The organism is Novosphingobium terrae, from assembly GCF_017163935.1.
Lineage (GTDB): Bacteria > Pseudomonadota > Alphaproteobacteria > Sphingomonadales > Sphingomonadaceae > Novosphingobium > Novosphingobium terrae.
The window spans coordinates 783,407-809,571 of record NZ_JABVZR010000001.1 but is presented as its reverse complement, the minus strand read 5'-3'; the positions used below and the strand labels follow the sequence as shown (position 1 = coordinate 809,571).

Annotated in this window: 21 protein-coding genes and 1 tRNA gene; 17 read left to right on the top strand and 5 right to left on the bottom strand. The window is 64.6% G+C overall.

Annotated elements, in window-relative coordinates; genetic code table 11:
* Positions 1-26 precede the first annotated feature (26 nt).
* Both rtcA and HGK27_RS03815 read left to right on the top strand, forming a co-directional pair.
* Entirely contained in the window at positions 27-1,043 is a 1,017-nt protein-coding gene (gene rtcA / locus HGK27_RS03820) for an RNA 3'-terminal phosphate cyclase (protein WP_206238863.1), read from the top strand.
* Between the two features lie 42 nt (positions 1,044-1,085).
* Positions 1,086-1,616: an HD domain-containing protein gene (locus HGK27_RS03815; RefSeq protein WP_206238861.1), complete on the top strand. Its 531-nt coding sequence runs from the start codon at positions 1,086-1,088 to the stop codon at positions 1,614-1,616.
* Positions 1,617-1,932: 316 nt separating this feature from the next.
* Here HGK27_RS03815 and HGK27_RS03810 read toward each other — a convergent pair.
* Positions 1,933-2,009, bottom strand: a tRNA-Pro gene (locus tag HGK27_RS03810).
* 177 nt (positions 2,010-2,186) lie between these two features.
* On the opposite strand from HGK27_RS03810, the gene HGK27_RS03805 reads away from it, so the two are divergent.
* A complete protein-coding gene (locus tag HGK27_RS03805; RefSeq protein ID WP_206238859.1) occupies positions 2,187-3,962 on the top strand; it encodes a cation:proton antiporter domain-containing protein in 1,776 nt (591 codons plus the stop codon).
* A 3-nt stretch (positions 3,963-3,965) separates the two neighbouring features.
* On the opposite strand, the gene HGK27_RS03800 is transcribed toward HGK27_RS03805, so the two are convergent.
* Positions 3,966-4,901: an AEC family transporter gene (locus tag HGK27_RS03800; RefSeq protein WP_206238857.1), complete on the bottom strand. Its 936-nt coding sequence runs from the start codon at positions 4,899-4,901 to the stop codon at positions 3,966-3,968.
* Between the two features lie 128 nt (positions 4,902-5,029).
* On the opposite strand from HGK27_RS03800, the gene HGK27_RS03795 reads away from it, so the two are divergent.
* The 6 genes from HGK27_RS03795 (at position 5,030) to HGK27_RS03770 (ending at position 11,146) form a co-directional block, all read left to right on the top strand.
* Complete coding sequence (locus HGK27_RS03795; protein ID WP_206238856.1) at positions 5,030-5,533, top strand: GreA/GreB family elongation factor; 504 nt, start codon at positions 5,030-5,032, stop codon at positions 5,531-5,533.
* A 634-nt stretch (positions 5,534-6,167) separates the two neighbouring features.
* Entirely contained in the window at positions 6,168-7,484 is a 1,317-nt protein-coding gene (locus HGK27_RS03790) for an ammonium transporter (RefSeq protein ID WP_206238851.1), read from the top strand.
* Positions 7,485-7,527: 43 nt separating this feature from the next.
* The gene (locus tag HGK27_RS03785) at positions 7,528-8,373 is read left to right on the top strand and encodes a hypothetical protein (protein WP_206238849.1); all 846 of its coding nucleotides are present in this window, start codon (positions 7,528-7,530) and stop codon (positions 8,371-8,373) included.
* A gap of 32 nt (positions 8,374-8,405) precedes the next feature.
* The gene (locus HGK27_RS03780) at positions 8,406-8,894 is read left to right on the top strand and encodes a hypothetical protein (RefSeq protein ID WP_206238847.1); all 489 of its coding nucleotides are present in this window, start codon (positions 8,406-8,408) and stop codon (positions 8,892-8,894) included.
* 284 nt (positions 8,895-9,178) lie between these two features.
* Entirely contained in the window at positions 9,179-10,441 is a 1,263-nt protein-coding gene (gene rlmN / locus HGK27_RS03775; RefSeq protein WP_206238845.1) for a 23S rRNA (adenine(2503)-C(2))-methyltransferase RlmN, read from the top strand.
* Positions 10,442-10,483: 42 nt separating this feature from the next.
* Positions 10,484-11,146 carry a hypothetical protein gene (locus tag HGK27_RS03770; protein ID WP_206238843.1) on the top strand — a complete coding sequence of 221 codons (663 nt, stop codon included), beginning with the start codon at positions 10,484-10,486 and terminating at the stop codon, positions 11,144-11,146.
* Here the strand turns inward: HGK27_RS03770 and HGK27_RS03765 are convergent.
* Entirely contained in the window at positions 11,079-11,906 is an 828-nt protein-coding gene (locus HGK27_RS03765; RefSeq protein WP_206238841.1) for a PhzF family phenazine biosynthesis protein, read from the bottom strand. The two genes, HGK27_RS03770 and HGK27_RS03765, sit on opposite strands and share 68 nt — an antisense overlap.
* 309 nt (positions 11,907-12,215) lie before the next feature.
* Between HGK27_RS03765 and HGK27_RS03760 the strand changes: the two genes are divergently transcribed.
* The 3 genes from HGK27_RS03760 (at position 12,216) to HGK27_RS03750 (ending at position 15,044) form a co-directional block, all read left to right on the top strand.
* Complete coding sequence (locus tag HGK27_RS03760; RefSeq protein ID WP_206238839.1) at positions 12,216-12,956, top strand: SDR family oxidoreductase; 741 nt, start codon at positions 12,216-12,218, stop codon at positions 12,954-12,956.
* Positions 12,953-13,639 (top strand): alpha/beta fold hydrolase, encoded by a 687-nt coding sequence (locus HGK27_RS03755; protein WP_206238837.1) that lies wholly within the window; start codon positions 12,953-12,955, stop codon positions 13,637-13,639. Before HGK27_RS03760 ends, HGK27_RS03755 begins: the two co-directional genes overlap by 4 nt.
* Positions 13,640-13,832: 193 nt before the next feature.
* Positions 13,833-15,044, top strand: a complete 1,212-nt coding sequence (locus HGK27_RS03750; RefSeq protein ID WP_068080859.1) for an argininosuccinate synthase — start codon at positions 13,833-13,835, stop codon at positions 15,042-15,044.
* 112 nt (positions 15,045-15,156) lie between these two features.
* Here the strand turns inward: HGK27_RS03750 and HGK27_RS03745 are convergent, their stop codons facing one another.
* Positions 15,157-15,654, bottom strand: coding sequence for a hypothetical protein (locus tag HGK27_RS03745; RefSeq protein ID WP_206238835.1), 498 nt, complete (start codon positions 15,652-15,654; stop codon positions 15,157-15,159).
* Positions 15,655-15,905: 251 nt separating this feature from the next.
* Positions 15,906-18,803: an excinuclease ABC subunit UvrA gene (uvrA, locus tag HGK27_RS03740; RefSeq protein ID WP_206238833.1), complete on the bottom strand. Its 2,898-nt coding sequence runs from the start codon at positions 18,801-18,803 to the stop codon at positions 15,906-15,908.
* 295 nt (positions 18,804-19,098) lie between these two features.
* On the opposite strand from uvrA, the gene HGK27_RS03735 reads away from it, so the two are divergent.
* From HGK27_RS03735 to HGK27_RS03715, 5 genes are all read left to right on the top strand, one after another.
* A complete protein-coding gene (locus HGK27_RS03735) occupies positions 19,099-20,283 on the top strand; it encodes a cell wall hydrolase (protein WP_241126822.1) in 1,185 nt (394 codons plus the stop codon).
* Positions 20,284-20,516: 233 nt separating this feature from the next.
* A complete protein-coding gene (locus HGK27_RS03730) occupies positions 20,517-20,741 on the top strand; it encodes a hypothetical protein (protein WP_241126821.1) in 225 nt (74 codons plus the stop codon).
* A 427-nt stretch (positions 20,742-21,168) separates the two neighbouring features.
* Positions 21,169-22,131: a malate dehydrogenase gene (mdh, locus tag HGK27_RS03725; protein ID WP_206238829.1), complete on the top strand. Its 963-nt coding sequence runs from the start codon at positions 21,169-21,171 to the stop codon at positions 22,129-22,131.
* A gap of 79 nt (positions 22,132-22,210) precedes the next feature.
* Positions 22,211-23,101 carry a succinate--CoA ligase subunit alpha gene (gene sucD / locus HGK27_RS03720; RefSeq protein WP_068095151.1) on the top strand — a complete coding sequence of 297 codons (891 nt, stop codon included), beginning with the start codon at positions 22,211-22,213 and terminating at the stop codon, positions 23,099-23,101.
* A 162-nt stretch (positions 23,102-23,263) separates the two neighbouring features.
* Complete coding sequence (locus HGK27_RS03715; RefSeq protein ID WP_206238826.1) at positions 23,264-26,113, top strand: 2-oxoglutarate dehydrogenase E1 component; 2,850 nt, start codon at positions 23,264-23,266, stop codon at positions 26,111-26,113.
* Positions 26,114-26,165 lie beyond the last annotated feature (52 nt).

Genomic DNA, 26,165 nt, shown 5'->3' with positions numbered 1-26,165 from the left:
CCTGCCCTGATTGAATGAAGAGACAGATGATTACGATTGATGGATCGGAAGGCGAAGGCGGCGGGCAGATGGTGCGCAATTCATGCGCTCTGTCGCTGGTTACGGCCAAGCCTTTCCGCATCACCGATATTCGCGGCAAGCGTTCCCGCCCCGGCCTGATGCGCCAGCATGTGACAGCAGTGGAGGCCGCCTGCGCGATCTCCGGCAGCGAATGCAGCGGGCTGACGGTCGGTTCCTCGGAGCTGACCTTCCGCCCCGGCAAGGTGACGCCCGGCGAGTACCACTTCGCTGTCGGTACGGCGGGCAGCACCGGGCTGGTGCTGCAGACGGTGCTGATGCCGCTGGTGCTGGCCGATGGTCCCTCGCGGCTGGTGCTGGAGGGCGGCACGCATAACATGATGGCGCCGCCCTTCGATTTTATCGAGCGTGTGTTCCTGCCGGTGATCAACCGGATGGGGCCGCAGGTTTCGGCGCGTCTGCTGCGGCATGGCTTCTATCCGCGCGGTGGTGGGCGGATCGAGGTGGAGATCGCCCCGGCTCCGCTGCGCCCGATCAAGTGCCTTGATCGTGGCGAAACGCTGGATGTGGCGGGCCAAGCCCTGTTCACCGGCCTGCCCTTCAACGTTGCCCAGCGGATGCTGGCACGGGCGGCGGAAGGCTTGCCGGATTGGGCGCAGGATGCTTTCGCCTTGCGCCAGTTGCCCGAGGATCAGGGGCCGGGCGTCATCCTGATGCTGGAGGCGCGCTATGCTCACACCACCGAGATCGTCAGCGGTTTCGGCCAGTTGGGCGTGCCTGCCGAAAGGCTGGCCAAGACGGCCTCGGCGCGGATGAAGGGCTATCTGGAGGCGAAGGCTTTTGCCGGGCCCTATCTGGCCGATCAGTTGATCCTGCCTTTCGTGCTGGCGGGTGGAGGCGGTTTCACCACCGTCAAGCCGAGCCAGCATCTGCTGACGGCCATCGATATCGCCCAGCGCTTCACGGGCAAGCGGATCAGCGTGGCGCAGCAGCCGGAGGGTGAGCATCTCGTTACGGTGGCCTAACAAGGCGTTGGGTTCATGGGGCAATCATGCGAAAGGGCTTGTATGAATGATCTCGTGTCCCGCGCCCTGAGCTTTGCAACCGAAGCGCACACCAGCGTGGAGCAAATCCGCAAATACACCGGCGAGCCCTATATCAACCACCCCATCGAGGTGATGGGCATCGTAAAGACGGCGGCCCATCACAATGATGTAATGTTGGCCGCCGCTCTGCTGCATGACACGATCGAGGACACGCCGGTCACGCGCGAGGATGTCGAGCGGGAGTTCGGTGCCGAAGTCGCGCAGATGGTCTGGGATCTGACCGATCAGTGCCATGAAGGCAATCGCGCCGCCCGCAAGGCTGCCGAGGCGGCGCGGCTTGGCACGATCTCATCGGGCGCGCAGACCGTGAAGCTGGCCGATATCATCAGCAACACGGCGTCCATCGTGGCTCATGATCCGGGCTTTGCGATGAAATATCTGCGCGAGGTGCTGCGTGCGCTTGAAGCGATGACGCAAGGCGATGCCGGCTTGCATGCCCGCGCCATGGCGCAAATCGAGAAGGCGAAGGATACGATCGGGTTCAATCCATGAAGCTGGTCGTGCCGCTGGTGCGCATGGCTCGCGGCACCTCGACGCCCAGCTCTGATCAGGACTTCAAGGGCACCACAAGCCATTCATAATGCCTCGACTGCTGCCGTAAGGCTTCCAGCAGTGACCCACGCTTGATAAAATTTCCTGTCCGACAGGGGAATGCGATGACCACCGGCAATCAGGTTGCGGCGCCATAAGCTAAGATTGGGAGTACCCATATTCAAACACATCCGTCGTACAACGGGTGGTACAGCCTGGGGTACAGACTCTACTCCACCGGAATTAACAGGTGCGTTTTCAAGGCTTTAGCAGGAAATGGTCGGGGAGACAGGATTCGAACCTGCGACATCTTGCTCCCAAAGCAAGCGCGCTACCGGGCTGCGCCACTCCCCGACGCGCAACCGCCCTTAGGTTTGCCAAACACACAGCGCAAGCGGAAAGCGACACGTCTGTGACAGACCACTGTGCAAAAGCTGTGCATGCCCCCCGGACACAGTCAATGTCCCATCCTGACATTTGCCCGTCACGCAATTGCCGCTACACCGGCAGCGAAAGGATTCTTGCCCCCTCATGACCCATCACTCGCTGCTTCACGACGGTTTCCTGCTGCTTGGTTTCGCCATGGTCTTTGTGCTGCTGTTCCGGCGGCTGGGTCTAGGCGCCACGCTGGGCTATCTGGTGGCGGGCGCGGTGGTGGGCCCGCAGGTGCTGGGTCTGGTGGGTGAGGCCGACCAGAAGATGGGCATCGCCGAACTGGGCATCACTTTGCTGCTGTTCCTTGTCGGGCTTGAACTGAACCCCGCCCGCCTGTGGCGCATGAAGCGCGATATTCTGGGCCTCGGCCTGTTGCAGGTCACGCTGTGCGGGCTGGCGCTGGCGGGCATGATCTGGCTTGGCACCGGCTTTTCCACCACCGCCGCTCTGGCGCTGGGTCTGCCGCTGGCGCTCTCCTCCACGGCGCAGGTGCTGCCGATGCTGCAGGCTTCTGGCCGGATGCGAACGCCCTTTGGTGAGCGGACCTTCGCCATCCTGCTGTTTCAGGACCTCTCGATCATCCCGCTGATCACCATCATTGCCACACTCAGCCGCAATCCGGCGGACGCCAATGGCCCTCCGGGCTGGCAGCTGGCGCTCTTCACGCTGCTGGCGGTGGCTGGGCTGATCCTTGCGGGCCGCTATCTGATCCGCCCCCTGTTCCGCCTGATCGGCAATCTGGGCGAGCGCGAGATGTTCATCGTCGCCGCGCTCTTCACCGTGATGGCATCCGCCGCCGTGATGGAGACCCTGGGCCTCTCCACCGCGCTGGGCGCCTTCGTGGCCGGTGTGATGCTGGCCGATTCCCCCTATCGCCATGAGCTGGAGGCCGATGTCGAGCCCTTCCGCTCGATCCTGCTCGGCCTGTTCTTCCTCACCGTCGGCATGATGCTCAACCTGCATGCCATTGCCGAGCGACCGCTGTTCGTCATCGCCATGGCACTGGCGCTGGTGCTGATGAAGACGCTGGTGATCTCGCTGATCGGCCTTGCCTTCCGCATGACATGGCGCGGCGCGCTGGCGCTGGGCCTGCTGCTCTCGCAAGGCGGCGAATTCGGCTTCGTGCTGTTTGCGCAGGCCCAGAACGCCTATCTGATCGCCCCGGATGCAGCCAGCCTGTTCGGCGCCATCGTCACCGTCTCCATGGCCACCACGCCGTTCCTGATGGCGCTGACCAAGCCGCTGCGCAAGGAGCCCGCCAAGCCTCAGGGCGAGCGCGAGGGGCCGCAAGCCGCCGATCAGGCCACAGCCATCATCGTGGGCTATGGCCGCTTTGGCCAGACGGTGGCGCAGATGCTGATCGCCAGCGAGATCACCGTCACACTGGTCGATATGGACATCGAGATGATCGACATCGCCGAAAGCTTCGGCGCCAAGGTCTATTTCGGTGACGGCACGCGGCTGGACCTGCTGCGTCAGGCAGGGGCCGACGAAGCCCAGCTGATCCTCTTCTGCCTCGATGGCGACCAGATTTCGCCCGATCTGGTCGAGGCCGTGCATCAGGCCTTCCCTCAGGCGGGGATCTATGTGCGCGCCTATGACCGCCGCGCGCTGATCCGGCTGAAGAAGTCGCCCGTCAGCCGCGTGGTGCGCGAACTGATGGAATCGGCGATCAAGATGGCCAAGCTGGCACTGGCGGACAGCGGCGTAAGCATCGATGCCATCAACCGCGCCGAGGACATGTACCGCACCCGCGACCGCGAACGCCTGAAGATCCAGATCGAGGGCGGCGATATCCGCGCCGCGCGTGACAGGATCATCACCGCACCGATCACCGACACGCCCTCCGTCCCGATCGAGACCGAGAGCTGAGGCTTACCGGATCAGGCTGAGGTAAAGCGTCACCGTCACCAGCGACAGCACGGTGGACACCAGCACCGCCCGCGCGGTGATCGCTGCCTCACGGCTGTAGAACTCGGCCACCATAAAGGGCCCGGTGCCGGTGGGCAGCGCGGCCAGCAGCGTGGCCATCTCCACCAGCGGACGCGGCAGATGGAAGACATAGGTGGCCAGCGCCCATGTCGCCACAGGCTGGGCGAGCAACTTCAGCACCACCAGCACCGTGGTGGCGCCGGTCTCTGCGGAACCGCCCTCGCGCTTTTCGGCCAGAAACAGCCCCAACGCCACCAGCGCGCAAGGCGAAGCCGCCCCGCCCAGCAGCTTGAGGAAGGCATCCACCGGCCCCGGCATCGCCAGCCCGAACGCCAGCGGCACCCCGCCCAGCACCGGCGCCACCAGCAGCGGATTGCGCGCCAGAGACAGCGCCACCTTGCGCGCCATATGCAGCGGATGCGCCTCGGCCTGCAGCCCCACCTCGATCAGCACCAGCGCCACGGCAAACAGCACGCAGACCGTCAGGATCGCCGAGATCAGCGTGGGCGCCATCGCGCTCGGCCCGAACACCGCCAGCAGCAGCGGAAAGCCGATAAAGCCGGTGTTGGCATAGGCCGCGTTCAGCCCGTCGATCGTGGCATCGGCCAGCGGACGCCCCTTGCGCCACCGCAGCGCCAGAGCCAGCGCGAAGACCACGCCCATCCCCAGCCCGCAGACCGCCACAAAGCCCGGCTGCCAGATGTCATGCCAATGCGCTTTCGCCACGATGTCGAACAGCAGCGCGGGCAGCGCCAGCCACACCACGAAGCGGTTCAGCTCTCCGGTGGCATGCGGCCCCAGCACGCCCGTCCGCCTTGCGCCCCATCCGGCGAAAATCAGCGCAAAGATGGGCAGAACGATGCCCACAACCGACAGCATCAACAGGTCTCCACTGGCCAGGCCAAGCCGCTTAACCGCCCCGCCTCCCCCATGCCAGCACCTTTCCGGCAGACTTTGGTCGATAGCGCCCCCTTGCGAGGCCGCTTCCCCTGCCCCACAAGCCCCTGATGAAACCGACCCGCCCCCTCAACGAAGGCCCGCCGATCACCCCCGCCGGCTTTGCCGTGCTGCGCGCCCGCTACGACCACCTCCTCGGCACCGAGCGCCCCCAGATCGTCGAAGTCGTCAGCTGGGCGGCGGGCAATGGCGACCGCTCCGAAAACGGCGACTACCTCTATGGCCGCAAGCGCATGCGCGAGATCGACCGCGAACTCGCCCATCTCGCCCGCCGCATGAAGGCCGTGCGCGTGGTGGACCCGGCCGGGCAGCAGGACCAGTCGCGCTGCTGGTTCGGCGCGACCGTGACCATCGCGGATGAGGACGACAACCACCGCACGCTAACGCTGGTCGGCGATGACGAGCAGGACGCGGGCAAGGGCATGATCGGCTGGTCGGCGCCTCTGTCTCGGGCTTTGCGCGGGGCGGCTGTGGGGGATTTGCGCCGGGTTGTGCTGCCGGGGGGCGACAAGGAGTGGGAAGTGATCGGGATTGAGTATCCGGTTAAGGGATGAAGAAGAGAAGATGCGAGGGGCCCGGAGCATTTTTCTTGAAAAATGCGACCAACAAAAACGCCCCCTCGCGCTCCCATTCCGTCTCCCGACGATAGAGCAGCGGTTCCCGATTGTTGCGCCCCGGCTCTCCACCTGCGCCACCTTAAGCGCCGCAGGCTTTAACAGGATAGCACCGCGTCGCGAATCCTGCCTGCGGCGCGGCGACGTTGCTCAAACGCCGAACCCGATACGCAACGCAGACATTAAAGGGAGCGCGAGGGTGTAACACCCTCGCATAATCTCTTCTAAAGTCTTGAAAAGAAATCGGGCCGCAAGGAGCTTCCCTTCCCCTTGCGGCCCGCTCGCTTGAGACATGGCGCGGACAGGCTTGACTGCCCGCGCCTCTCGCTGACTGCATCTCGCTTACGTATTCTGTCTAAACCAATTCCGGCGGCTTGGATGCTTTTTAAACGCAGGGCCCGTCACTTTCCCGCAACAGCGTATCTTTCAAGCAACAGACGCTCTGCGCAATTTTACAACGATAACGCATTCCATCATAAAAATGTCATTGCGTGATCTTTTCCAACATCACAAAGGCGCTTCAGGATGAAAAACGTCGCGCCTGCTGGCACGGCGCGAATCTGGAGGGATTTCGATGCAACTTCGCGCGGTCTGGCGGCCGGGTTTCGTGGCGCCCTTTGCGGCAGCTCTGGCGCTGTCGTCGCCTGCTCGGGCCGCAGCGGCCACAACGGGGCCCAGCGGGTCGGACACGGTGTGGATCATGACCGCATCGGCGCTGGTGCTGCTGATGTGCCTGCCGGGGCTCAGCTTGTTTTACGGCGGTCTGGTGCGGGGGAAGAACTTCCTCTCGGTGCTGGTGCAGGTCGGCGCGATTGCGGCGGCGGCCTCGCTGCTGTGGGTGCTGGTGGGCTATTCGCTGACCTTCAACGGCGACATCGGCGGCTGGATCGGCGGATTGGGCCAGTTTGGCCTCGCTCATCTGGCACCGGTGCGCAGCGGCACCAATTTGCCCGAAAACAGCTTCGCCCTGTTCCAGCTCTGCTTTGCCGCGATCACCCCGGCGCTGATGGCGGGCGCATGGGTGGACCGTGCGCGCTTCGGCTGGGTTGTGGGCTTCTGCGCCCTGTGGGGGCTGGTGGTCTATGTGCCCGTGGCGCACTGGATCTGGGGCAATGGCTGGATGGCCACGCGCTTTGGCACGCTGGATTTCGCGGGCGGCATCGTGGTGCATACCACAGCGGGCGTTTCGGCGCTGGTGGCGGCATGGCTGCTGGGGCCGCGCATGGGCTGGCCCAAGACGCTGATGCTGCCGCATAGCCCCTCGCTGACGATGATCGGCGCGGGTCTGCTGTGGGTCGGCTGGTTCGGCTTCAACGGCGGATCGACCTTCACCGGCAATGGCGCCGCCGCCAGTGCGATCCTCGCCACGCATACCGCCGCCGCCACCGCCGCCCTCACATGGCTGGCGCTGGAGCGCATCGTGGTCGGCAAGCCCACCAGCATCGGTTTCGCCACGGGCGCGGTTGCGGGCCTCGCCACGGTCACCCCGGCGGCGGGCTTTATTGCTCCCGGTGCTGCGGTGGTGTTCGGCGTTCTGTCGGTCGCGATCTGCTTCCCGATGATCCATCTGGTGAAGAACCGCTGGCGCATCGACGATTCGCTCGACGTCTTCGCCGTGCATGGCGTGGGCGGCATGACCGGCTCGATCCTGCTGGCGATCTTCATCGCCCCCTCGCTGGGCGGCGCGGGCTATGCGCCGGGCATGGATTTCACGAAGCAACTTGAAGGTCAGGTGCTGGGCGTGGTCGTCACCGCAGCGTGGTCGGCGCTGGCCAGTCTGGCGCTGGGCTGGGGCGTGGCGAAAATCCTGCCGATGCGCGCCGACGCCGATGAAGAGCGCGAAGGCCTCGACATCACCGCCCATGGCGAACGCGCCTGGGAGATGGATTGAAATAATACACTAAAACGCAGTGGAACTGCTAAAGGGGCGGTCGATGCGACTGCCCCTTTTTCTTGCCCCGATTCTGGCCCTCTTCGCCGCGCCTTTGCTGGCCGCCGCTCCCGCCAAGGATGTGGTGCGCGAAGAACGACAGGTCGTCATCCACGGTGTGAAAGAAACATGGCGCCTGATCTGGCGCGGCAAGCCCAAAGAGGGCGCCTGCAGCCCGCAAGACCTCGACACCGCCGTCGCCTGCCCCTGCAACAGCTTCGCCTATGCGCAGGAGGGCATCGCTTTCCTCGAACGCCGCCGCCCCCACGCCAGGCCGGAACGGCTGCCCCTCGCCCCCTTCTTCGCGCAGGCGGACTTCAGCCCCAGTGACACCGGCACCGCCTTGCTGCAACGCTGGCCCTTCGACGTCTCCGACATCGGCCGCATGAGCGAAAACAACACCGCCCTGCGCGCCCAGATCCGTGCCCGCCCGGCCCCCACCATCATGCGCCTCGCCGATTACAACCATGACGGCATCGCCAGCGAATTCCTGCTCCCCATGGGCAATTCCACCTGCGGCCACCGCTACGCCATCGTGGTGGGCATCACGCGCGACAACCCGCACCTCCACGCCTTCACCAGCAAGGCCCACCCACGCCGCCCGCTGCTGCTGCAATTCCACGAATGGCAGGCGCTGGCCGCCTCGCCCCACCCCGCCCCCATCATCGACTGGCAGTGCAACGACCACGGCAACGACCGCCGCTCCATGCTGACCATCGCCGCCGACAAAGGCCAGATCCACGGCACGATGGACCAATTCGCCTGCAAGGCTCCGCCTTCCGCCAGCCACACCGCCAAGCCGGGCAAGACCAAGACCAAACCCCGCCGCCTCTCCCGCAAGGTGATCTAGCCCCCGCCATGCCTTTCTGCCATGAGGGCGCGATGAAGCGCCTGCTCCTGCTGCTCCCCCTTCTGGCTGTGCCCTCTTCCGCCCTCGCCCGCGACAGCCTCGGCATGTTCGGCGCATGGGGCGCCTTCCGCGACGCCGCCGTGCCCCGCTGCTACGCCATCGCCATGGCCGAACCCGGCAGAGGCCCCCGCGCCTTCACCCCCTATGCCGATGTCGGCTCATGGCCCAGGCGCGGGATGCGCGGGCAGTTCCATATGCGCCTCTCGCGCCATCTGGAGCCCAATCGCCCCGTGGTGCTGTCCATCAACGGTCAGAAATGGCGCCTCGCCTCGGGCGGGGGCGACGCATGGGCCCCCTCCCCGCGCGAGGACGCCGCCATCACCGCCGCGATGCGCTCGGCCAGCGGGATGACCGTGAGCGCGCATGGGGCGGATGGGCATGTGTTCAGCGATAGTTATGTGCTGGACGGGGCAGCGACGGCGATGGATGCGGCGTTGCTGGGGTGTGCGGGGGATAGATAAGTAAGGAAAGGAAGATGCGAGGGGGTTACCCCCTCGCGCTCCCATGACGTCTTCCGACGCGCGGGCAGTGGCGCCGAAATGATGCGCCCAACCTCTCCACCTGCGCCACCTCAGGCGCCGCAGGCATCAGGATTTCCTGCCTGCGGCGCGGCGACGTTGCTCCGACGCCGAACCCGTAGCGCAACGCTGACAAAACCCGGGAGCGCGAGGGTGTAACACCCTCGCATTTCCCCTTCTCCTCCCTACCTATCTTTTTCCCGCAAAACGGCGTAAGGGCCCGCGCCATGGCAGACATCGACATCCAGCTTCCCACCTCCATGCCCATTGCCGGTCACATCGACCCGGTGGTGACGCCGCGCGCGGTCACCGCAAGGCCCGATGGCAAGATCGACCTGCTCGGCCTGCCCCGGGCGGAGATCACGCGCCTCTTCACCGAGGCCGGTCTGGATGTGAAGGCGGCGAAGCTGCGCGGCAAGCAGGTGTTCCACTGGATCTACCACCGCGGCATCAGCGAGTTCGAGGCGATGACCGACATCGCCAAGGCCATGCGCCCCTGGCTGGCCGAGCGCTTTGTGGTGGGCCGCCCGGAGATCGTCGTCTCGCAGCACAGCGAGGATGGCACGCGCAAGTGGCTGCTCAGCACGGCGGACGGCCATGAGTTCGAGATGGTGTTCATTCCCGACGCCGATCGCGGGACGCTCTGCGTGTCCTCGCAGGTGGGCTGCACGCTGAACTGCCGTTTTTGCCATACGGGCACGATGCGCCTGGTGCGCAATCTGACGCCGGGCGAGATCGTGGGCCAGGTGATGCTGGCGCGCGATGCGCTGGGCGAGTGGCCCAAGGGCGCGATGAACGGGCTCGACGACGAGGAAACCGAGGGCGATTACTCGGCGGACGGGCGCCTGCTGACCAACATCGTGATGATGGGCATGGGCGAGCCGCTGTATAATTTCGACAATGTGCGCGATGCCCTGAAGATCGTGATGGATGGCGATGGGCTGGCTCTGTCCAAGCGCCGTATTACGCTGTCGACCAGCGGCGTGGTGCCCATGATGGCCCGTGCGGGTGAGGAAATCGGCGTCAATCTGGCCGTGTCGCTGCATGCCGTGAACAAGGATGTGCGCGACGAGATCGTGCCGATCAACCGCAAATACGGCATCGAAGAGCTGCTTCAGGCTTGCGCGGATTACCCCAGCGCCAGCAACGCCCGCCGCATCACCTTTGAATATGTGATGCTGAAGGACAAGAACGACAGCGATGAGGACGCCCATGAGCTGGTGCGCCTGATCAAGCAGTACAAGCTGCCCGCCAAGGTCAATCTGATCCCCTTCAACCCGTGGCCGGGCGCGAATTACGAATGCTCGACGCCCGAGCGGATTCGCCGTTTCTCGGAGATCGTCTTCGAGGCGGGGATCAGCGCGCCGGTGCGCACGCCGCGCGGTCGCGACATCGATGCCGCCTGCGGCCAGCTGAAGACCGCCGCCAAGAAGATGAGCCGCGCCGATCTGGACCGTCTGGTCGAGGAAAAGCAGGCCGCTCTGGGCTAAACCCTTGGCGCAATGCGGGCGCGGGTCTAGCCTTGCGCCCGCATGGACACCATCGCCTACGACCACTGGTTCACGCCCGCCGAGCTGATCGCGCTGACGGACCGCGTTGGCGCGCAGCTGGCCGAGACCTGCGATATCCGCTCCCAGATCGGCAAGCCCTATCGTGAGGCATGGATCGCGGCGCGTTTTGCCTTGATGCGCGGCGCCCAGGCCGTGCGGCTGATCGGTGAAAAACACTGGCAAACGCCCGATTTCGCGATCCATCTCGACAATCGCTACCTGCTCTTCGAAAGCACCGAGGCCGACGACCCGACCCGCCTGCGCAATCAGGACTATCTGGACGCCTGCCACCTCTTCCTCTCGCAGGCCGATTATGCGGTGCTGGGCCCCGGCCCGGTTGCGCCGGATGTGTATGCGCAGGAGATCGCAAGGCTGGTCGCGAAGAAATGCGCCAAGCATTATGCGCGCTGCGACGGGCTGGTGCTGATCTCTCACGCGGCATGGATTGCGGGCATGCCCACGCCGCCGCAGGTATGGTGGGAAGCGGCCTGCGCCGAAGCGCAAACCCACTTCCCCGAAGTCTGGATCTTCCACGACCGCGCCTTTCAGCGCCTGTTCGCACCGGATCAGACGCCCGTCAGCGTGCCCCCAGCGACACCGCCGCCACCCTGCCGCCGACCCAGACATCATCGCCCTCACGGCTGACATAGGCCCGGCCATCGGCGCCCACGCAGCGCCCCTGCGCGGCGACATAGGCCTCCGTCGCCAGCCCGGTTTCGAACAGATACTGGCCGAGACTGGCGTTCAGGCTGCCCGTCACCGGGTCCTCGACGACCGCGCCTGTCTCCCCGGTAAAGAAGGTCCGCACCTCCCAATCGATGCCGAATTCCCGCGACGGCCCGACAAGTGCCAGATCCATCGGCACCGGTCCGCGTGCGGGGCATTCCACCGCCAGCACCGCCTCGGCGCTGGCCAGTCGCAGCAGCTGCCAGCCCGGACCATTATCCGCCCAGACAGCATCGAGCACCGCCTCACGCGGCAGCTTGAGCAGCTTGAGCGCCTCGGCCAATTCAGCTTCCTCCAGCGGGCCGGAGCGGATCAGCGGCGGTGCACGGAAGGCCAGCTTTTCACCCGTGACGCGCACCTCGACCAGCCCCACACCGCATTGCTGCATCACCACGCCCTCACGCACAGGCTTGCCGCCAGCGTTCAACCATGCCCAAGCCGTGCCCAGCGTGGGGTGGCCGGCAAAGGGCAGCTCGCCGCGCGGGCAAAAAATACGGACATGATAATCCGCGCCCGGATCCGTGGGCGGCAGCAGAAAGGTCGTCTCCGAAAAGCCCAGCCAGCGGGTCAGCGTGATCATCTGCTGATCGCTCAGCGCCTCGGCGCCATGGACCACGGCCAGCGGGTTGCCAGTCAGCGGGCGCTCGCTCGGGAAGACATCGACCAGATCGAAATTCATGGGTGAAGATCCTTTCAAGACGTCAGTCTAAGGGGAAAAAAGAAAGATGCGAGGGGGTTACCCCCTCGCGCTCCCGGAACGTCTTCCGACGCATGGGCAGTCGTGCCGAAATGATGCCCCCAACCTCTCCATCTGCGCCACCTATGGCGCCGCAGGCATCGGGATTTCCTGCCTGCGGCGCGGCGACGTTGCTCCAACGCCGAACCCATAGCGCAACGCTGACAACACCCGGGAGCGCGAGGGTGTAACACCCTCGCATTGTTCTTTTCCTTCTTGCTCCCACCCTTCCCTCCCCTTACCCAAACGCGAATGACCACTCCCACCGTCCTTATTACTGGCGGCGCCAAGCGCATCGGCGCGCAGATGGCGCGCGCTTTCGGAGCGGCGGGCTGGCATGTGATCATCCATTACGGCCACTCGCGCGAGGACGCTGAGGCCTTGGCCCAGACCCTGCCCAGCGCCGAAACCGCGCAATGCGATCTGGCCGATGGCGATGCGGCGGTGGCGATGGTGCAGCGCCTTTCCGATACGCATCAAAATCTGCGCCTGCTGATCAATTCAGCGGCGGTGTTCCGCTATGACGGGGGCGACGCCATCGATCCTGCAATCTTTGCCGAGGCAATGCAGGTGAATGCCCAGACTCCGGCGCGGATGGCTCAGGCCTTTCTGAAGGGCACCCCGCATGGCCGTATGGTGATCAACATGCTGGATATGAAGCTGGCCAATCCCAACCCGGATTTCTTCAGCTACACCATGGCCAAGCATGCGCTTTCCGCCACGGTGCGGATGCTGGCGATGGCCTATCCGGCGCATCGCGTTTACGGTCTGGCGCCCGGCGCGATGATGCCCAGTTGGGATCAGCAGCCGGACGAGCATCTTACCAGCGGGCGGATGAATCTGCTGCAGCGGCTGACCGATCCGGTCGAGTTGGCCGATGCCGCGCTGTTCATGGCCGATGGGGTGCTGGCCAGCGGCGAGACCTTGTTTATCGATTCGGGGCAATTCCTGCTTTCGCAACCGCGCGACGTGCTTTACCTCGCTCGGGCATGAGCCCGTTTTTCATCCTGCCCGGCCTTTTGTGCAATCTGTCGATGTTCTCGGCCACGATGGAGGCCTTCCCCGGCGCCAGCGGGATCGACGATTTCTACGGGCGCGAAACCAGCCTTGGCGCGATGGCGGATTATGCTCTGGCCCGCGCGCCGGAGCGCTTTGTGCTGCTGGGCCATTCGATGGGCGCGCGCATTGCTCTGGAGATCATGCGCCGCGCGCCCGAACGCGTCGAGGCGCTGGTGCTGGCCGACACCGGCATCCATCCGATCCAGCCCAAGGAGCGCGAGAAGCGCTATGCCCTGCGCGATATCGGGCGTGAGCAGGGATTTGCGGCGCTGGTCGATGCATGGCTGCCGCCGATGCTGACGCCTGCTGCTCTGACCGATGCCGCGCTGGTGGCTGATCTGCGCACCATGTGCATTTCCGCTGGGCAGGCCCGTTTCGAGGAGCAGATCGAGGCCCTCCTGGCCCGTCCCGAGGTGGAGGATCTGCTGCCCTCAATCACTTGCCCCACACTCTCCATCGTGGGCGAGCTGGATCGCTGGAGCCCGGTGGTTCAGCATGAGCAAATCGCGGCGCTGATCCCCGGTGCGGCGCTGTCGGTTATTGCCGGCGCGGGCCATATGCTGCCTGCCGAAGACCCGGCTGCCTTTATCGGCGCGATCCGCAAGTGGCAGGGCTAATAAACTGCCGGTGAAGGCGGCCTGTTCGGCTTCAACATAGCGCCAGCCTCTCGCCGGAAGACGTCATGGGAGCGCGAGGGTGTAACACCCTCGCATCTTCCCTTTCCTCCCTAACCCTTCCTCCTTGCCCCTTCCCCCCCGCCCTGCTAGTCGCCCGCGCTGATCCCTTCCCTCCCAGCGGAGCGCCTGCCTCATGTCCGACATCAAGCGCGTCGTCCTGGCCTATTCCGGCGGCCTCGACACTTCGGTCATCCTCAAGTGGCTTCAGGTCACCTACAATTGCGAGGTGGTGACCTTCACCGCCGACCTCGGCCAGGGTGAGGAACTCGGGCCGGCCCGCGCCAAGGCCGAGCTGATGGGCGTGAAGCCCGAGCATATCTACATCGACGACCTGCGCGAGGAATTCGTGCGCGATTTCGTCTTCCCGATGATGCGCGCCAATGCCCGCTACGAGGGCGACTATCTGCTGGGCACCTCCATCGCCCGCCCGCTGATCTCCAAGCGCCTGATCGAGATCGCGCGTGAGACTGGCGCCGACGCCGTGTCGCATGGCGCCACCGGCAAGGGCAACGATCAGGTGCGTTTCGAGCTTTCGGCCTATGCGCTGGAGCCGGGTATCAAGGTCATCGCGCCGTGGCGTGAGTGGGATCTGACCAGCCGCACCGCGCTGATCGCCTGGGCCGAGCAGCACCAGATCCCCGTCCCCAAGGACAAGCGCGGCGAGAGCCCGTTCAGCACCGACGCCAACCTGCTGCACACCTCGTCCGAGGGCAAGGTGCTGGAAGATCCGTGGTCGGAAGTGCCGGACTACGTCTACTCGCGCACGGTCAACCCCGAGGACGCGCCTGACGCCCCCGAATACATCGAGATCGAATTCGAAAAGGGTGATGGCGTGGCCCTGAACGGCGAGGCGATGAGCCCCGCCACCCTGCTGGCTGCTCTGAACGATCTGGGCCGCAAGCATGGCATCGGCCGCCTCGATCTGGTCGAGAACCGCTTCGTGGGCATGAAGTCGCGCGGCATGTATGAGACCCCCGGCGGCGAGATCTATGCCCGCGCGCATCGCGGCATCGAATCGATCACGCTGGATCGCGGCGCGGCTCATCTGAAGGATGAGATCATGCCCAAGTATGCCGAGCTGATCTACAACGGCTTCTGGTTCAGCCCCGAGCGCGAGATGCTGCAGGCCGCCATCGACCATTCGCAGGCGAAGGTGTCCGGCACGGTGCGGCTGAAGCTGTACAAGGGCGGCGCCTATGTGGTGGGCCGCAAGTCGCCGCACTCGCTGTATTCCGAGCGGCATGTGACGTTCGAGGATGACGCCGGTGCGTACGACCAGAAGGACGCCGCGGGCTTCATCAAGCTGAACGCGCTGCGTTTGAAGCTGCTGGCCAATCAGAAGTAAGAAGGGATAGGTGCGAGGGTGTTACACCCTCGCGCTCCCATAACGTCTTCCGACGAGAGATTGCTTTCTGTTGGAACGAAGTGCCCCGCCCTCACCGGCGGGGTTTTTCGTTTCAGTAGATGTCTTTGAAGTGCCAGCCGGTCAGTTTGAGCATGGCCATGCCAGCTTCTTTCACAGGGCCATTGTTCGGGCTCCAGCGCTTCACAAAATGATAACCCGCGCTGTCCGCCCCATCAAAGATCCATTCCGCCCCGTCGCTGCCCAGATCGCAAAGCGCAGCGGGCTGTCGCCATAGAAGCAGGCTGGCAAACAGCTTGTTCATGGTTGCCTTCTCAGCCTCAGTCAGATCGCGATCGACTTTTTGCTTCACCACGCCTGGCGCATATCCGCCTGCTCCCGACAACATTCGGGCCGTCAGATGCATGGCACCTGATGGCACCCATTCCAGCCGCACCGTCACCGGATGATCGAAGCTTGGCAGCCAGGTGAAGCGCACCACCGCACGCCCGCTAGCAGGCGCTGTCTCCGCCAGCTTGGCCAAGGACGGCTCCCCGGCAGCCGCGAGATGCTCTGAAAACCAGCCTTCCTGAAATTCATTCATCACCGTCATCGACGGTAGATCGGCTCCTCCGTCAGGACAGGCCAAGACTTGTCGCCTCAGAGCTTCGGGAAAATAGCGCGCCTTATCGGGCGCTAGGGGAAGCTGGATGCCCGGCTTCTCAGATGCTGGCGGACCCGCGTGCAGAACACTGGTCCCCAAGATTGCAGCCACCCCCAGCCACACCCCGCCTCGCATCATCTCTTCCCCCTTTGGATCAGTCAGCCTTCCGGCGAGACGCCCCGTCCCGCCGGAAGAGCATATCACCTCCGCTTCAACAGCGGCTTGAGATAATGCCCGGTGAAGCTGGCCTTGTTCTTGGCCACCTGCTCGGGCGTGCCCTCGGCCACGATGGTGCCGCCGCGCACACCGCCTTCCGGGCCCATATCGATCAGCCAGTCGGCGGTCTTGATGACGTCCAGATTGTGTTCGATCACCACCACGCTGTTGCCCTGATCGACAAGGCGGTGCAGCACCTCCAGCAGCTTGCGCACATCCTCGAAATGCAGGCCGGTGGTCGGCTCATCCAGCACATAGAGCGTCTTGCCCGTGGACCTGCGCGCCAGCTCCTTGGCCAGCTTGACACGCTGGGCCTCACCGCCCGACAGGGTGGTCGCCTGCTGGCCCACCTTCACATAGCCCAGACCCACCTCATTGAGCATATGCATACGCTCGCGGATCGGCGGCACATTGGCGAAGAAGCTTTCGGCGTCCTCGATGGTCATATCCAGCACATCAGCGATGGAATGGCCCTTGAACTTCACCTCCAGCGTCTCGCGGTTGTAGCGCTTGCCGTTGCACTCCTCGCAGGTAACGTAAACGTCGGGCAGGAAGTGCATCTCGATCTTGATGAGCCCATCGCCCTGACAGGCCTCGCAACGCCCGCCCTTGACGTTGAAGCTGAAACGCCCGGCCTTGTACCCGCGCGCCTGAGCCTCGGGCAGCCCCGCAAACCAGTCACGGATCAGAGTAAAGGCGCCCGTATAAGTGGCCGGGTTCGAACGCGGCGTGCGCCCGATCGGCGACTGGTCGATCTCGATCACCTTGTCGCAGTTTTCGAGGCCGACGATCTTGTCATGCGCCCCGGCGATCACCCGCGCGCCATTCAGCGTGCGGCTTGCGCCAGCCTGCAACGTGTCCAAAGTCAGCGTCGACTTGCCCGAGCCCGACACACCGGTCACGCAGCAGAAAGTGCCCAGCGGAAAGCGCGCCGTCACGCCCTTCAGATTGTTGGCCCGGGCATTCTCGACCACAATCGACAGCCCGTTACCCTTGCGGCGTTCCTTGGGCACCTCGATCTTGCGCGCGCCGGTCAGATACTGGCCGGTCAGGCTGTTCGGGTTCGCCAGAATATCCTCCAGCGTGCCCTCGGCAACCACCTCGCCGCCATGCACGCCCGCGCCCGGCCCCAGATCGACGACATGATCGGCAGCGCGGATCGCATCCTCATCATGCTCGACCACGATGACCGTGTTGCCCAGATCGCGCAGGCGCTTCAGCGTCGCCAGCAGCATATCATTGTCGCGCTGATGCAGGCCGATGCTTGGCTCATCCAGCACGTACAGCACGCCCGAGAGCCCGCTGCCGATCTGGCTGGCCAGACGGATACGCTGCGATTCACCGCCCGACAGCGTGCCGCTGGTGCGATCCAGATTGAGGTAATCCAGACCCACATTGTTCAGGAAACCAAGCCTTTCGTTGATTTCCTTCAGAATGGCCTTGGCGATCTGCTTCTGCTGATCGGTCAGATGCTCCTCCAGCGTGGAGAACCACGCCAGAGCATCCTGCACGCTCAACCGCACGCCATCGGCAATATCGCTGCCCGCCACCTTCACGGCCAGAGCTTCGGGCTTCAGGCGCTTGCCATCGCAGACCTCGCAAGGCTGGGCGGTCTGATATTTGCTCAGCTCCTCGCGCATAAATGCGCTTTCGGTCTGCAGCATGCGGCGGTTCAAATTGCCGATCACGCCCTCGAAGGGCTTGGTCACGGTGTAGAGCTTCTTGCCGTCCATAAAGGTCAGCGGCACCGGCGTCTTGCCCGTGCCATAGAGGATCACGATCTTGGCCTCGGCGGGCAGATCGATCCACGGCGTTTCCAGCGCGAAACCGTAATGCTTGGCCAGCGAAGCCAGCACCTGCATATAATAAGGCGACGGCGGGTTCGACTTGGCCCAGGGCACCACCGCCCCCGCCTTGATCGACAGCCCCTCATTGGGCACCACCAGCTGCGGATCGAACAGCAGCTTCTCGCCCAGACCATCGCAGGCCGGGCAGGCCCCCTGAGGCGCGTTGAAGGAGAACAGGCGCGGCTCGATGCTCTCAATCGTGAAGCCGGACACCGGGCAGGCAAACTTCTCGCTGAACACGATGCGGTTCAGCGGCACACCCGCGCCCTTCAAATTCTTCGACTTGGCCTCACCCTCGCGCCCCGGCACCACGCCATCGGCCAGATCGATATAGGCCAGCCCATCGGCCAGCTTCAAAGCCTGCTCGAAACTGTCGGCCAGGCGGCTCTGGATGCCATCCTTCACCGCCACGCGGTCGACCACCACCTCGATGTCATGCTTGTACTTCTTGTCGAGCGCAGGCGCGTCCTCGATGGCATACATCTCGCCATCGATGCGCAGGCGGGTGTAACCCGCCTTCTGCCACTCGGCGATTTCCTTGCGATACTCGCCCTTGCGGCCGCGCACGGCAGGCGCCAGCAGATAGGCGCGCGTGCCCTCGGGCAGGGCCATCACGCGGTCCACCATCTGGCTGACGGTCTGCGCGGCAATCGGCAGGCCGGTGGCGGGCGAATAAGGCACACCCACCCGCGCCCAGAGCAGGCGCATATAGTCGTAAATCTCGGTCACCGTCGCCACGGTGGAGCGCGGGTTGCGGCTGGTGGTCTTCTGCTCGATGGAGATCGCGGGGCTAAGCCCGTCGATATGCTCGACATCGGGCTTCTGCATCATCTCCAGAAACTGGCGCGCATAGGCCGAGAGACTCTCGACATAGCGCCGCTGCCCCTCGGCATAGATCGTATCGAACGCCAAGGACGATTTCCCCGAGCCCGAAAGCCCGGTGATGACGATCAGACTGTCTCGCGGCAGCGTGATGTCCACGCCCTTGAGATTGTGCTCACGCGCGCCGCGCACGGTAATATGGGAGAGACTCATGAAGGCCCGTGTTCCAGATTTGTTCGATTGTGGCAAGACCGAAGCGCTCGCCCGAAAGGGCAAAGGGCACAAGCCCACGCGCGTCTTCCATAATGTGGTAACGAGACCCCACCGCGACAAGCCCTTCTTAACCATGCAAGTCGGGCCGGCGTTAAGCGATTAACGGTTAAGGCCCCCGTCCGTGCCGCTTTGGAACGGCGGCAAATCGACAGATGCGACGGATGGTTGAACCGTCTAGGCGACAGGCTGTCCCATTTCTGCAAAGGTTCTGCGGATGCACCCGCAAGCGCGTGACATGGCTGAAACTCCGATCCACGCGCTGGCAGATCTGCCGCGCGCGGCGGATTTTCGTGGCCGCTTCTCGCGCCGCAAGCCGCTGACAATCGCCCGCGCCCGCCGCCAGCATCTGCATCATGCCGTGGGGCTGCGCGCCGCCGCGCTCTCGATTGCCGCCGTGGTGGTCGCCGCCAGCTGGCAGGTGCAGGCCCAGCAGCACAATGGCTTCGCTGCCCTCACCGAGGATGACAGCGCCCAGCAAGTCACCCCCATGCCTTTCGAGCGCCCGGGCGAAAGCTTCCCCGGCTCGGCCTGGTACTATCTGGCCGCGTGGGACCAGCTGCCCGGCGACGGCCAGCAAACCCTCGCCCCCGATGCCCACGACGATAGCGATCCCGCCCCCCTCACCGGCCCCGCCGGTTCCGCGCGCGCCCTGATCGCGGCGGCGGCAGGACAGGATCACGACCGCGCCCTGCAATGCCTGACCAGCGCCATCTATTACGAAGCCGCCAGCGAGCCCGATGACGGCCAGCGCGCCGTGGCTCAGGTGGTGCTGAACCGTGTGGCGCATCCCAGCTTTCCCAAGACGGTGTGCGGCGTGGTCTTTCAGGGCTCCGAGAAAAGCACCGGCTGCCAGTTCACCTTCACCTGCGATGGCGCTCTGGCCCGCCTGCCCAGCCGCTATTTCTGGGACCGGGCGCAAGCCGTGGCCCGCGCGGCGCTGGCTGGCTATGTCTTCCGCCCCGTCGGGCTGGCGACGCATTACCATACCTTCGCCGTCCATCCCTATTGGGACGCGGCGATGAACTTCATCGGCCAGATCGGCGCGCATCGCTTCTATCGCCTGCCCGGGCCTGCCGGGGAAAGCACCGCCTTCCGCTTCGCCTATGCCGGTGGAGAACCGCTCGCCGCGCCCCATGCCCGCAATGGCCAGAGCGCCGATATGCTGGCCACCGCCGATCCGCTGGCGGTGGAGCGCGCCTATGACGCCAGCCTGAAACAGGCCGGAGGCAGCGCCGCGCAACTGCAGGTCGCCGCCGCCAACGCGCCTGCGGAAACCCCGCCTGCCTACACCGATGATGTCATCCGGCGCGGCGGCGACAAGGCCTATCGAGCCAGCAATCTCCCGGGCGGCCTGCCCGGCAGCGACAGCGTGCGCGAGGATTACCGCAACAGCGGCCAGTGGATCGGCACGCCGCAATAAGCGGGCGCCGTCCCGCGCCGGCCCTCGTTCCGGCGCAATTTACACAGCGCAACATTTCGATAACCAAGCCGCATCACAAAGGTTTAGGCCCTTGGCCCTAGACCGGTTGCGTCGCCAAGGTTCACAAACAAGCCAAGTCAAGGAAGCATACCCCCATGTCCATCCGTTTCGCAGCAGCAGGCAGCGGGGAATGTAAAGCAGTCGCACGGGTCCTGAGTACCCCCGCCCTGAGCATGGCGGCCAATGATGTCGATGCGCCGATCAGGGCCGATGCGCTGCTGGTCAGCACGCTGCGCCATTTCGCGCTCCATGGCCTGAACGCCGCCGCCGAGGCCCGCCGCCTCACCCTGCTCGCCCATGAGCGCGGCGACCGCGATCAATCGCACCACTGGCGTGCCGTCTGCCGCCAGCTCGACCGCCGGATGGCCGATGCGATCGGTTCGCCGCGCCGCCGCTGACACGCAAGGCATTTCAAAACAGGCCCGGTCGCGAGACTCGGGCCTGTTAGCGTTACGAGTCGGCCTGCCCCGCCGCATTGTTGCCCGCCTGCCTGACCGCCCTCGATGCGTTTTCCGCATCGAGCGATGCACCATGCGCAAGCCGCACCCGCAGTTCACGTACCAGACAGGTTCATTTTTGTAACGAAACGTGCATTTTGACCGAGTTATCGCTATTGCGAATGAATTGCGCAAACTCTTTGCATCCCTATGTGTTTCGTGCCTTGCAATGGTCAGCACAGAGGAATAGGGCACCCTCCAAATCCAACCAAGGGCCCCCGCGCGCTTGCGGGACTGTACGGGAAGCCCGGATCGATCCAGCTCTGTCAGCACCTCACTCCCGGGGTGCTGGTGGGAGCCCCGCAGAAGCGTAGAGGACTGGAAGTTCATGGCACGCAAGAAGATCGCCCTCATTGGCGCCGGCAACATCGGTGGTACGCTGGCTCACCTGGCCGCGCAGAAGGAACTGGGCGACATCGTCCTCTTCGACATCACCGAAGGCATCCCCCAGGGCAAGGCGCTTGACCTGTCGCAGTGCGGCCCGGTCGAAGGCTTCGACGCCAAGATCACCGGTTCGAACGACTATGCCGACATCGCCGGCGCCGACGTCATCATCGTGACCGCCGGTGTGCCCCGCAAGGCCGGCATGAGCCGCGACGACCTGCTGTCGATCAACCTGAAGGTGATGAAGGCCGTGGGCGAAGGCATCAAGGCCAACGCGCCTGACGCTTTCGTGATCTGCATCACCAACCCGCTCGACGCGATGGTCTGGGCTCTGCGCGAATTCTCGGGCCTGCCCGCCAACAAGGTCGTCGGCATGGCTGGCGTGCTGGACTCGGCCCGCTTCTCGACCTTCCTGGCCTGGGAGTTCGGCGTCTCGATCCGCGACGTGAACACCTTCGTGCTCGGCGGCCACGGCGACACCATGGTGCCCGTGACCCAGTACTCGACCGTCAACGGCATCCCCGTCCCCGATCTGATCAAGATGGGCCTGTCGACCAAGGAAAAGATCGACGCCATCGTGGCCCGCACCCGTTCGGGCGGCGGCGAGATCGTCGGCCTGCTCAAGACCGGTTCGGCTTTCTATGCTCCGGCCGCTTCGGCGATCGCCATGGCCGAGGCCTATCTGTTCGACCAGAAGCGCATCCTGCCGATCGCTGCTTACGTTGACGGCGCCTATGGCGTTGACGGCCTCTATGTCGGCGTGCCCGCCATGATCGGCGCCGATGGCGTTGAAAAGATCGTCGAGATCGAGCTGGACGCGGAAGCCAAGGGCAACCTCCAGATCTCGGTCGACGCGGTCAAGGAACTGCTGGTGGCCTGCAAGAACATCGATCCTTCGCTGGCCTGATTCCAATCGCACAAGGTGCCCGCTTCGCAAAGCGGGCACCTTTTGACTGCCTGCCTCCCCCGTTTTATCGGAGACATCCATGTCGATCCTTATTGACAAGAATACCAAGGTCATCACCCAGGGTATGACCGGCAAGACCGGCACCTTCCACACCCAGCAGGCGCTGGCCTATGGCACCCAGATGGTCGGCGGCGTGACCCCCGGCAAGGGCGGCACCACCCATGACGAGACCGGCCTGCCGATCTGGAACACGGTGGCTGAAGCCAAGGCTGTTTCGGGCGCGACCGCCTCGGTCATCTACGTGCCGCCACCGTTCGCCGCTGACTCGATCCTGGAAGCCATCGACGCCAAGATCGAGCTGATCGTTGCCATCACCGAGGGCATCCCCGTGGCCGACATGGTCCGCGTGAAGCGCGCTCTGGCCGGTTCCAGCTCGCGCCTGATCGGCCCGAACTGCCCCGGCCTGCTGACGCCCGGCGAGTGCAAGATCGGCATCATGCCCGCCAACATCTTCAAGAAGGGCTCGGTCGGCGTCGTGTCGCGTTCGGGCACGCTGACCTATGAGGCTGTGTTCCAGACCTCGAACATCGGCCTGGGCCAGACCACCGCTGTCGGCATCGGCGGCGACCCGGTCAACGGCACCAACTTCATCGACGTGCTGGAGCTGTTCCTGGCCGACGACGAGACCAAGTCGATCATCATGATCGGTGAAATCGGCGGCAGCGCCGAAGAAGAAGCCGCCCAGTTCCTGCAGGACGAGGCCAAGAAGGGCCGCAAGAAGCCGATGGCCGGCTTCATCGCTGGCCGCACGGCGCCTCCGGGCCGCCGCATGGGCCACGCCGGTGCCATCGTCTCGGGCGGCCAGGGCGGCGCCGAGGACAAGATCGCGGCCATGGAAGCGGCCGGGATCAAGGTTTCGGCCAGCCCCTCGCTGCTGGGCGAGACCCTGGTCGAAGCGATCAAGGGCTAAGCATTGCATCAGGCATGGTGGGCCTCGCGGAGGCCAGCCCGGGTTCACCATGCCGGTTGTTTGATTGAAGACATGTCTCGCGCCTGCCCCATCCGGGGGCCCGCCGCGACAGATGAATGAATAAGAGTGCCGGAGCGGACCGGCGCGTGGAAGGTGATTCCCATGGGTAACGAAAGCCACGATTTTCTTCCCGATATGGCGCAGGAGCCCCCTCAGGCGGGACCAAGCTGGCAGCGCAAGGGCTGGCCTCTGGTCGGCGGCGATGCCGAGGATGAGCTGACCCGGGCGCTGGACCCCACCACTCTGAAAGCCGCGATCAAGGAAGCCGCCAAGAAGGCCGGTACCCAGGTCAGCGAAGCTTCGGTGGAAGAGGCCGCCAGCGATGCGCTGCGCGCCGCCATGCTGATCCGCACCTATCGCGTGCGTGGCCATCTGGCCGCCGATCTCGATCCGCTGGGTCTGAACCGCCGCAACCTGCCTGCCGACCTTACGCCGGAATATCACGGCTTCTCGGGCGCCGCGCTCGACAAGAAGGTCTATTTGGGCGGCGCGCTGGGCGTGCAATGGGCCACGGTCAATGAGATCGTCGCGATCCTGCGCCAGAACTACTGCGGCAAGGTCGGCCTGGAATACATGCACATCGCCGACACGCAGGAGCGCAAGTTCCTGCAGGAGCGCATGGAAGGCGCCGACAAGAGCATCGACTTCACCCCCGAAGGCAAGAAGGCCATTCTGGGCGCGGTGGTGCGCGGTGAGCAGTACGAGAAGTTCTGCGGCAAGAAGTGGGTCGGCACCAAGCGCTTCGGCCTGGATGGTGGCGAGTCCATGATCCCTGCCCTCGAAGCCGTGATCAAGTATGGCGGCCAGCTCGGCGTCAAGGAGATCGTTTACGGCATGGCTCACCGTGGCCGCCTGAACGTTCTGGCGAACGTGATGGCCAAGCCCTACAAGGTGATCTTCCACGAATTCTCGGGCGGCACCGCCAACCCCGAGGATGTCGGCGGTTCGGGTGACGTGAAGTATCACCTGGGCACCAGCACCGACCGTGAGTTCGACGGCACCAAGGTTCACATGAGCCTGATGCCCAACCCCTCGCATCTCGAAACCGTCGATCCCGTCGTGCTGGGCAAGACGCGCGCCTATCAGGTGCTGCGCGATGACATCGGCACCGATGTGGGCGCCGGCGCCAAGCACAAGCAGGTGCTGCCCGTGCTGATCCACGGCGATGCCGCCTTCGCAGGTCAGGGCATCGTGTGGGAATGCTTCGGCCTCTCGGGCGTGAAGGGTTACGACACCGGCGGTTGCATCCACTTCATCATCAACAACCAGATCGGCTTCACCACCTCGCCCCAGTTCTCGCGCGGGTCCCCATATCCGTCGGACGTGGCCAAGGGCGTGCAGGCCCCGATCATCCATGTGAACGGCGACGATCCCGAAGCCGTGACCTTCGCCTGCAAGCTGGGCATGGACTATCGCCAGACCTTCGGCCGCGACATCGTGATCGACATGTGGTGCTATCGCCGCTTCGGCCACAATGAAGGCGATGAGCCTTCGTTCACGCAGCCCCTGATGTATGCCAAGATCCGCCAGCATCAGCCGGTCAGCGAGATTTACGCTGCCCGTCTGCAGCAGGAAGGCGTGATCGACGCGGGCTTCCTGGGTGAGCAGGTTTCGGCCTTCAACGCCCATCTCGAAGAGCATTTCGAGGCCTCCAAGACCTACAAGTCGAATGAGGCGGACTGGTTCGGCGGCCGCTGGTCGGGCTTCACCAAGCCTGCCGATTCCGAAAGCGCGCGCCGCAATGTGGCCACGGGCATCGAGAGCAAGCTGTTCGACAGCCTGGGCCGCACGCTGACCACCATCCCCGAAGGCCTGACCGTCCACAAGACGCTGGGCCGCGTGCTGGATGCCAAGCGCGAGATGTTCACCAAGGGCGAAGGCTTCGACTGGGCCACCGCCGAGGCGCTGGCGTTCGGCAGCCTCGTTTCGGAAGGCTATTCGGTGCGTCTCTCGGGTCAGGACTCGGGTCGCGGCACCTTCTCGCACCGCCATGCGGTGTGGGTCGACCAGAACGATGAGCACAAATATGTGCCCCTCACCACGGTGCCGCATGGTCACTTCGAGGTGCATGACTCGACGCTGTCGGAATATGGCGTGCTGGGCTTCGAATATGGCTATGCCAGCGCCGATCCCAAGACGCTGGTGCTGTGGGAAGGCCAGTTCGGCGATTTCGCCAATGGCGCCCAGATCGTCATCGACCAGTACATCGCCTCGTCGGAATCGAAGTGGCTGCGTGCCAACGGCCTCGTGATGCTGCTGCCCCATGGCTATGAAGGCCAGGGTCCGGAGCACTCGTCGGCCCGTCTGGAGCGCTATCTGCAGCTCTGCGCGGAAGACAACATGCAGGTCTGCAACATCACCAGCCCTGCGAACTACTTCCACGTGCTGCGTCGCCAGATGCACCGCCAGTTCCGCAAGCCGCTGATCATCATGGCCCCCAAGAGCCTGCTTCGCCACCCGCTGGCCAAGTCGCAGGCCCATGAGTTCCAGGATGGTCACTTCCAGCGCATCCTGTCGGACCCCAAGGCGCCGAGCGATGCCGAGACCAAGCGCATCGTGCTCTGCTCGGGCAAGGTGGCGTTTGATCTGATGGAAGCGCGCGATGCCGCCGGCATCACCGACACGCAGATCGTCCGCATCGAGCAGATCTATCCCTTCCCCGGCGAGCCGCTCGCCGCGCGTCTGGCCAAGCTGCCTGCGCTCGAAGAGATCGTCTGGTGCCAGGAAGAGCCCAAGAACAACGGTTCCTGGTTCTTCGTGGAGCCGCTGATCGAGGAAGCGGTGGAAGCCGCCGGCGCCAAGACGGGCCGCGCCCGTTACGCCGGTCGCAATGCTTCGGCCTCGCCCGCCACGGGTTCGGCCAAGCGCCACACGCTCGAACAGGGCGCGCTGGTTGCCGATGCGCTGGGCCTGTCGGTCCGTTCGGAAATCCGCCGTCAGCAGAAGAGCTGAGCCTTCGGGCTCAGTTCTCCCTGAACGGTTTATCTAATTTTCCCGTCTGAAA

Coding starts and splice junctions, on each gene's coding strand:
- HGK27_RS03795 (WP_206238856.1), top strand. CDS start 5,030: ATGAAACCGACCCGCCCCCTCAACGAAGGCCCGCCGATCACCCCCGCC.
- mdh (WP_206238829.1), top strand. CDS start 21,169: ATGGCACGCAAGAAGATCGCCCTCATTGGCGCCGGCAACATCGGTGGT.
- HGK27_RS03765 (WP_206238841.1), bottom strand. CDS start 11,906: ATGAATTTCGATCTGGTCGATGTCTTCCCGAGCGAGCGCCCGCTGACT.
- HGK27_RS03790 (WP_206238851.1), top strand. CDS start 6,168: ATGCAACTTCGCGCGGTCTGGCGGCCGGGTTTCGTGGCGCCCTTTGCG.
- HGK27_RS03715 (WP_206238826.1), top strand. CDS start 23,264: ATGGGTAACGAAAGCCACGATTTTCTTCCCGATATGGCGCAGGAGCCC.
- HGK27_RS03815 (WP_206238861.1), top strand. CDS start 1,086: ATGAATGATCTCGTGTCCCGCGCCCTGAGCTTTGCAACCGAAGCGCAC.
- HGK27_RS03785 (WP_206238849.1), top strand. CDS start 7,528: ATGCGACTGCCCCTTTTTCTTGCCCCGATTCTGGCCCTCTTCGCCGCG.
- HGK27_RS03730 (WP_241126821.1), top strand. CDS start 20,517: ATGGCGGCCAATGATGTCGATGCGCCGATCAGGGCCGATGCGCTGCTG.
- HGK27_RS03750 (WP_068080859.1), top strand. CDS start 13,833: ATGTCCGACATCAAGCGCGTCGTCCTGGCCTATTCCGGCGGCCTCGAC.
- HGK27_RS03800 (WP_206238857.1), bottom strand. CDS start 4,901: ATGCTGTCGGTTGTGGGCATCGTTCTGCCCATCTTTGCGCTGATTTTC.
- rtcA (WP_206238863.1), top strand. CDS start 27: ATGATTACGATTGATGGATCGGAAGGCGAAGGCGGCGGGCAGATGGTG.
- HGK27_RS03760 (WP_206238839.1), top strand. CDS start 12,216: ATGACCACTCCCACCGTCCTTATTACTGGCGGCGCCAAGCGCATCGGC.
- HGK27_RS03755 (WP_206238837.1), top strand. CDS start 12,953: ATGAGCCCGTTTTTCATCCTGCCCGGCCTTTTGTGCAATCTGTCGATG.
- HGK27_RS03770 (WP_206238843.1), top strand. CDS start 10,484: ATGGACACCATCGCCTACGACCACTGGTTCACGCCCGCCGAGCTGATC.
- rlmN (WP_206238845.1), top strand. CDS start 9,179: ATGGCAGACATCGACATCCAGCTTCCCACCTCCATGCCCATTGCCGGT.
- uvrA (WP_206238833.1), bottom strand. CDS start 18,803: ATGAGTCTCTCCCATATTACCGTGCGCGGCGCGCGTGAGCACAATCTC.
- HGK27_RS03735 (WP_241126822.1), top strand. CDS start 19,099: ATGGCTGAAACTCCGATCCACGCGCTGGCAGATCTGCCGCGCGCGGCG.
- HGK27_RS03745 (WP_206238835.1), bottom strand. CDS start 15,654: ATGACGGTGATGAATGAATTTCAGGAAGGCTGGTTTTCAGAGCATCTC.
- sucD (WP_068095151.1), top strand. CDS start 22,211: ATGTCGATCCTTATTGACAAGAATACCAAGGTCATCACCCAGGGTATG.
- HGK27_RS03805 (WP_206238859.1), top strand. CDS start 2,187: ATGACCCATCACTCGCTGCTTCACGACGGTTTCCTGCTGCTTGGTTTC.
- HGK27_RS03780 (WP_206238847.1), top strand. CDS start 8,406: ATGAAGCGCCTGCTCCTGCTGCTCCCCCTTCTGGCTGTGCCCTCTTCC.